General features: G+C 69.9%; 5 protein-coding genes. 3 read left to right on the top strand and 2 right to left on the bottom strand.

The genetic code is table 11. From position 1 onward, the window contains the following. Positions 1 to 396 precede the first annotated feature (396 nt). Positions 397 to 846 (top strand): PTS glucose transporter subunit IIA, encoded by a 450-nt coding sequence (locus ACIBTS_RS36395; protein ID WP_399324959.1) that lies wholly within the window; start codon positions 397 to 399, stop codon positions 844 to 846. Between the two features lie 79 nt (positions 847 to 925). After that, entirely contained in the window at positions 926 to 2,596 is a 1,671-nt protein-coding gene (gene ptsP / locus ACIBTS_RS36390) for a phosphoenolpyruvate--protein phosphotransferase (RefSeq protein WP_399324958.1), read from the top strand. An 86-nt stretch (positions 2,597 to 2,682) separates the two neighbouring features. On the opposite strand, the gene ACIBTS_RS36385 is transcribed toward ptsP, so the two are convergent. Both ACIBTS_RS36385 and ACIBTS_RS36380 read right to left on the bottom strand, forming a co-directional pair. Next, positions 2,683 to 3,576, bottom strand: a complete 894-nt coding sequence (locus ACIBTS_RS36385; protein WP_399324957.1) for a hypothetical protein — start codon at positions 3,574 to 3,576, stop codon at positions 2,683 to 2,685. Positions 3,577 to 3,600: 24 nt separating this feature from the next. Beyond that, entirely contained in the window at positions 3,601 to 4,809 is a 1,209-nt protein-coding gene (locus ACIBTS_RS36380; RefSeq protein ID WP_399324956.1) for an MFS transporter, read from the bottom strand. 113 nt (positions 4,810 to 4,922) lie between these two features. Between ACIBTS_RS36380 and ACIBTS_RS36375 the strand changes: the two genes are divergently transcribed. Beyond that, complete coding sequence (locus ACIBTS_RS36375) at positions 4,923 to 6,242, top strand: aminotransferase class I/II-fold pyridoxal phosphate-dependent enzyme (protein WP_399324955.1); 1,320 nt, start codon at positions 4,923 to 4,925, stop codon at positions 6,240 to 6,242. The last annotated feature ends 22 nt before the right edge of the window (positions 6,243 to 6,264 follow it).

Below are 6,264 nucleotides of genomic sequence, written 5' to 3'. Positions count from 1 at the left end.
CAAGGAACGGACGCTTCCTTTGTACTCACCCGAGAGACTCTCTCAGGCTTTCCTCCGGGCGCTTCCCTTCGGTCTTGCGTTTCCGACTCTATCAGGGTTTTTCCGGCCTCTTGACCACCGTCCTGCAGGCATGCAGAAGATGATCCAGAGATAGGATCTGACAAGTTGGGTGCTGCTCAGCAAGCGCGCTTGATCGCGTCACTCACCCTCAAGCAGGAGTACGACTGTACACGGGGCCACGGAGGCGCTGCAAATCGACTACGCTAGTGGTCTAGACCACGGATCGTGAGCTCTCGTGCGGAACCGGTACTTCATATGACATACCCTGCTGCACAGTGCGCGGTCCTGGACAGGCAGTAACGGCCCATACGCATCTCCACCCCTGGGAGGCTTCCCATGACCACCGTGACGTCCCCGCTTGCAGGACGCGCCATCGGACTGGCCGGCGTACCGGATCCGGTCTTCTCCGGAGCCATGGTCGGCCCGGGCACGGCGATCGACCCGGTGCGCGAGCCTTCCGAGGCCGTCGCACCCGTGGACGGCGTCATCGTCTCCCTCCACCCACATGCCTTCGTCGTGGTCGACGCCGCAGGACGCGGGGTGCTCACGCATCTCGGGATCGACACCGTGCAGCTCAATGGCGAGGGCTTTGAGGTTCTCGTGAACAAGGGCGACACGGTCACGCGCGGGCAGAGCATCGTGCGGTGGAACCCTGTCGCCGTGGAACAGGCCGGCAAGTCCCCGGTCTGCCCGATCGTCGCCCTGGAGGCCACAGCGGAGTCGCTCGGCGATCTCCGTGAAGACGGCGATGTGAAAGCCGGCGACGTTCTCTTTTCCTGGCAGTAGTGCCGACGCCGTCAGTGTGGCGGCACATAGGACAACCACCGCGGCGGCGGGACCCGCCGCACTATCGGAGACGGGTGAGATGGAGACAACGCTGCGAGGCGTCGGCGTGAGTCACGGCGTGGCGATCGGCGAGGTTCGGCACATGGGAACGGCGGTGCTCGAACCGCCTGCCAAGCAAATCCCTGCGGAAGAGGCGGAGCGCGAACAGGGGCGCGCCCGCAAGGCCGTCGAAGCTGTGGCAGCCGATCTGATGGCGCGCGGCAACCTGGCGGGGGGCGAAGCCCAGGCAGTGCTCGAAGCTCAGGCCATGATGGCTCAGGACCCCGAGTTGATGGTCGACGTGGACCGGCGGATCACCGTCGGCAGCACGGCCGAGCGTGCTGTCTACGACGCTTTCGCCGCCTATCGCGAGTTGCTGGCAGGAGCCGGTGAGTACCTCGCCGGGCGTGTGGCCGACCTCGACGATGTGCGGAATCGTATCGTCGCCCGTCTGCTGGGCGTCCCGATGCCGGGTGTCCCGGACAGTGACGAGCCGTACGTACTGGTCGCCCGGGACCTGGCGCCCGCCGACACCGCTCTGCTGGACCCGACGCTGGTACTCGGTTTCGTGACCGCGGAGGGCGGGCCGACGAGTCATAGTGCGATCCTCGCCCGCGCCCTCGGCGTGCCGGCCGTCGTGGCCCTGCCGGGTGCCGGCGAGCTCGCCGAAGGAACGGTGATCGCCGTCGACGGCAGCACCGGCGACATCTTCGTGAACCCGAGCGACGCGAAGAAGGCGCAGCTCCAGGCTGCGGCGGCCGAGCGCAAGGCGGCGCTGGCCGCCTCGACGGGGCCGGGTGCCACCGCCGACGGTCACAAGGTGCCGCTGCTGGCGAACGTCGGCGGGCCGGCCGACGTGGCGGCTGCCGTCGAGGCCGGTGCGGAAGGTGTCGGGCTCTTTCGTACCGAGTTCCTGTTCCTCGACGACAGCAAGAACGCGCCGTCCGAGGAGAAGCAGGTCGAGGCCTACCGGCAGGTACTCGAGGCGTTCCCCGAGGGGCGAGTCGTCGTACGTGTGCTGGATGCGGGGGCGGACAAGCCGCTGGACTTCCTGACGCCGGCCGACGAGCCCAACCCGGCGCTGGGCGTGCGGGGGCTGCGGACGCTGCTGGACCATCCCGACGTCCTGCGGACTCAGCTGACGGCGCTGGCGAAGGCTGCCGAGGGGCTTCCGGTGTACCTCGAGGTGATGGCGCCGATGGTGGCGGACCGCACCGACGCGAAGGCGTTCGCCGACGCGTGCCGTGCGGCGGGACTGCGGGCGAAGTTCGGTGCGATGGTGGAGATTCCGTCGGCCGCTCTGCGGGCTCGTTCGATCCTGCAGGAGGTGGAGTTCCTGTCGCTGGGTACGAACGATCTCGCGCAGTACACCTTCGCCGCCGATCGGCAGGTGGGTGCGGTGTCCCGGCTGCAGGACCCATGGCAGCCCGCTCTGCTCGACCTCGTCGCCCTGTCGGCCGAGGCGGCCTCGGCCGAGGGCAAGAGCTGCGGTGTGTGCGGCGAGGCGGCGGCCGATCCGCTGCTCGCGTGTGTGCTGACGGGTCTGGGGGTCACCTCTCTTTCCATGGGCTCGGCCTCGATTCCCTATGTGCGGGCCTCGCTGGCGAAGTACACGCTGGCGCAGTGCGAGCGTGCCGCTGCTGCGGCCCGTGCGGCGGACACCGCCGAGGAGGCGCGTGGCGCGGCGCAGGCCGTGTTGTCCGGCGAGTAGTCGGATCCGGCCGGCGATCGGCCGGTGAGCAGGGGCGCTCCGCCGTCGGGTGGAGCGCCCCTGCTGTGCGTGGGAGTCCCTTCCGGTCAGTGTCGGTGGCCCGGTGGCGGTCCCTCCGGTTCGAGGTCCGGTGGGAAGCAGTAGTCCACTCCTGACTCGGGTGAGATGAGGTCGCCGGATTCGGCGTCGGTGCAATAGGCGTCGAAGACCTCGCCGGCGGTCAGGGGTTCGAGGCCGTCGCCGCGCAGCCGCCACCCGTAGATCCGGTCGGAGGCGCCGTCAGCGGTGGTGCGCATGACCAGGCCGCCAGGGCTCTGGGTGGCGAGGCCGAGGGCGAGGACGGTGGTGAACTCGAGCGCTTCGGCCTCGTCGAGTTGTGGGGCGGCGTTGGCCTCGTCGTCCGAGTGGAGGACGGCGACCAGTGTTTCGGGGGTGCCTGTGACGCTGCAGACGAGGTGTCGGTTGCCGGGTGGTGCGGTTTCGAGGATGCGGGCGATGAGGTTCGATGCGCGGGTGAAGGCTGCGCGGCCAATGTCTTCACCGCAGGTGGCGCAGGCGCCGAGGCGGGCCAGCAGAGTGGCCGCGTACTCCCAGGTCGCCTGCCGGACGGCCTCGTCGACGAGGGCCGGCACGAGGTCGGCGAGGGGTTGGCCCTCGTAAGGGATGGTGGGGCCCGTGGTCGCGAGTTCGGCCGTGAATCGGGTGCGGTTGGCGGGGATGTCGGGGTCGAGCCCCTTTGCGGCGCAGTACGCGGCGTACTCCTGGGGGTCGAAGAGGGCCACGGTGGTGTGGGTGCCTTGGAGGGCGCGTGTCCTCAGGAGGTCTTCGACCTGCTGGAGGTAGGTGGTGTGATCGTCGAACGTGAAGGTGCGGTAGTCCCGCATGGCGAGAAAGTCGTGCTCGTCGGTGAGCAGGCCGATGGTGCCTGCGATTTCACGGCGCAGGACGCGTCGCATGGTCTGGCGGTCGGTGTGTGCCATGTTTCCCCCTGTGTGCACAGTCGATCAATGCTCACTCACAGTAATCGACGGCACTGACAACGGGCTTTGCGTGAGTCGGTCACGAACCAGGCGGTGTTGAAACATGCAGGTCACGGCGATTCCGCCGCCGAAGGTGAGCCAGCCGAGAGGACCGACGGCGATCGCGGTGGTGACGGCGAGTGGTCCGAGGCTGCGCTGGGCGGACTGGGCCAGGCCGTGGACGCCGAGGTAGGCGCCCTGGGCGGTCTCGGGGGCCAGGGCGACGGAGAGTTCCCACGAGATCGTGGCGTGCAGCATCTCGGCGAGGGTGAAGAACACGGCCGCCGCGGTGAGGAGCAGGGGGGCGGTGAGAGGTCCGCCGGTCGTCGCCGCCGTCATCGCGACGCCGCCCAGGGCGAAGGCGGCGGAGAGCGGGATCAGGAGGGTGCGGGCTGCGGTCGTGGTCGCGCCGAACCGGGACAGGGGGACCTGAAGTGCCACGACCAGGACGTTGTTCAGTACGAGCAGGAGGGGGGCGAGGCCGTGCGGTGCGGTGGTCACGTGGGCGATCCACAGGGGTAGGCCGACTTTGAACACCGCGTCGTCGAGGAAGAGGACGGTGTCGGTGGCCACGTAGGCGAGGTAGGTGCGGTCGCGCCATGGGCTGACCGGTCTGACTGTGGGCCTGGGGTCCTTGGCCGTGATCACGGTGCGGGTTGGGGAGGACGGTTCGCCGCAGCGGAGGGTGAGCAGGGCGGAGGCGGCGAAGGACAGGGCGTCGCCGACGAGGAGCCACTGGTACGCGGCGGTGTCGCCGACGGCGAGGGCTGCCGCTGCGGCCAGACCGCCGAGCGCCCAGCCCACGTTCGCGACGGTGCGGTGGATCGCCTGGTAACGAACGCGATCCGGGCCGGCGGCGCGGGTGGCGTAGAGCTTGGTGAGGACGTTGGCGGCTCTGTCGCCGAGGCTGCCGAGGGCGCAGCAGGCGAGCAGGAGGGCGTATCGGTCCGTGGTGAGCAGGGCGAAGGAGGCCAGGGCCCGCAGCAGTTGGACCGCGATGAGTACGCGGGTGAGCGGGAAGCGGTCCGCGAGTCGGCCGCCGAGAGGGGCGCCTGCTATCCCGACGGCTCCGGCGATGGCGACGAGGGTGCCGACCTCGCCGAGGGAGAGGCCGCAGACGTAGGTGAAGTACAGGACGCTGACCGATGCCCACAGACCGCTTCCGATGCGGTCGACGAGGGCGACGGTCAGCATCGCGCGTCCGTCACGGCCTCCGGGTATCCGACTCGGCCAGGTGGCTGCGCGACGGATCGGATGCATGTGGCTCCCCCTTGCCGAGAGTTATGTATTGATACATAATTGGCAATGTGGCAACACAATATGGGATCAGCGGTGCGACGGCCAAGGGGATTGCCGGGTCCGTCGAACGGGGCGTGTCCGAGGGCGTGTTGCGGCCGGGGGCCGCGCTGCCCCCGGTGCGACGGCTCGCGGACCAACTCGGGGTGAGTGCGGGTACGGTCGCGACGGCCTACAAGGAGTTGCGGCGGCGGGGCATCGTGGTCACGCGCGGGCGGGGCGGCACCGTCGTGGCCCCGGTCCCCGCCGTGGCCTCCCGCAGGCCACCCAGGGTGCCGAGCGGGCTGCGGGACCTGGCCGGCGGTCATCCCGATCCCGCGCTGCTGCCGGCTCTGGTGCCGCCCTCACGCCTGTCTCCCGGCGCCCGTTCCCATCGTTCGACGCCCAGGTTGGAACGGTTGGAGGAGGCCGTACGCGCGTGGTTGCGCCCCGACGGCGTACCGGTGGATCACGTGACGTTCGCGCACGGGGCGCTGGATCTGATCGGACGGCTACTGTCGGTGGAGCTGCGGCCCGGTGATGCGGTCGCCATGGAGGATCCCGGCTATCACCATCTCCTGGACCTGGTCACCGCGCTGGGCCTGCGCATCGTGCCGGTGGCCGTCGACGACGAGGGGGTGCGGCCCGAGGCCCTTCGAGCGGCCCTGGGGGCGGGGGCACGCGCGCTGGTGTGCAGTCCGCGCGCGCAGAACCCTTATGGGGGCTGTTTTTCCGAGACGCGCAGGGACGCGCTCGTCGGCGTGCTGCGGGACGGGCCGGATGTGCTGGTCGTCGAGAACGACCACGCCTCCGCGATCGCGGACGCACCCTTGTGGACCCTCGCCTCAGGAGGGCTGCCGCGCTGGGTGCATGTGCGGACGGTGAGCAAGTTCCTGGGGACGGATCTCCGGTGGGCCGCCGCGGCCTGCGACGCGACCACGCTGGCCCGCCACGACGGTCGGCTGCTGCTGACGTCGGGATGGGTCAGTCATCTCCTGCAGGAGACGGTGTACGGATTGCTGACCGACGACGACACGCGCGCGTTGGTGCAGCGTGCGCGGCAGACGTACGCGCTGCGCAGGGATGTGCTGCTCCGGGAACTCGCGGCCCGGGGCATCGACGGCCACGGTGTGAGTGGGATGAACCTGTGGGTGCCGGTGCGGGACGAGTCGGCCGTCGTGAACGGGCTGCGGTCGCACGGTTGGTGGGTCGCGGCGGGAGCCCGGTTCCGGTCGGCGTCCGGTCCCGGGGTGCGGATCTCCGTCGCCGAGCTGGAGCCGGCCGACGCGGTGCGGTTGGCCTCGGACTTCGCGGCCGTGCTCGGCGAGTCCGAGGCCACCTACGGCGGCTGAAACGTCGTCTCTCGCGAGGTGC

Source organism: Streptomyces sp. NPDC050121 (assembly GCF_044460385.1).
Classification (GTDB): Bacteria; Actinomycetota; Actinomycetes; order Streptomycetales; family Streptomycetaceae; genus Streptomyces; species Streptomyces soliscabiei.
The sequence above is the reverse complement of the archived record's forward strand: the minus strand, read 5'-3'. Positions and strand labels throughout refer to the sequence as shown.

Excerpts from the sequence above, each read along its gene's own strand:
- ACIBTS_RS36395 (WP_399324959.1), top strand. The coding sequence starts at position 397 with ATGACCACCGTGACGTCCCCGCTTGCAGGACGCGCCATCGGACTGGCC.
- ptsP (WP_399324958.1), top strand. The coding sequence starts at position 926 with ATGGAGACAACGCTGCGAGGCGTCGGCGTGAGTCACGGCGTGGCGATC.
- ACIBTS_RS36385 (WP_399324957.1), bottom strand. The coding sequence starts at position 3,576 with ATGGCACACACCGACCGCCAGACCATGCGACGCGTCCTGCGCCGTGAA.
- ACIBTS_RS36380 (WP_399324956.1), bottom strand. The coding sequence starts at position 4,809 with ATGCTGACCGTCGCCCTCGTCGACCGCATCGGAAGCGGTCTGTGGGCA.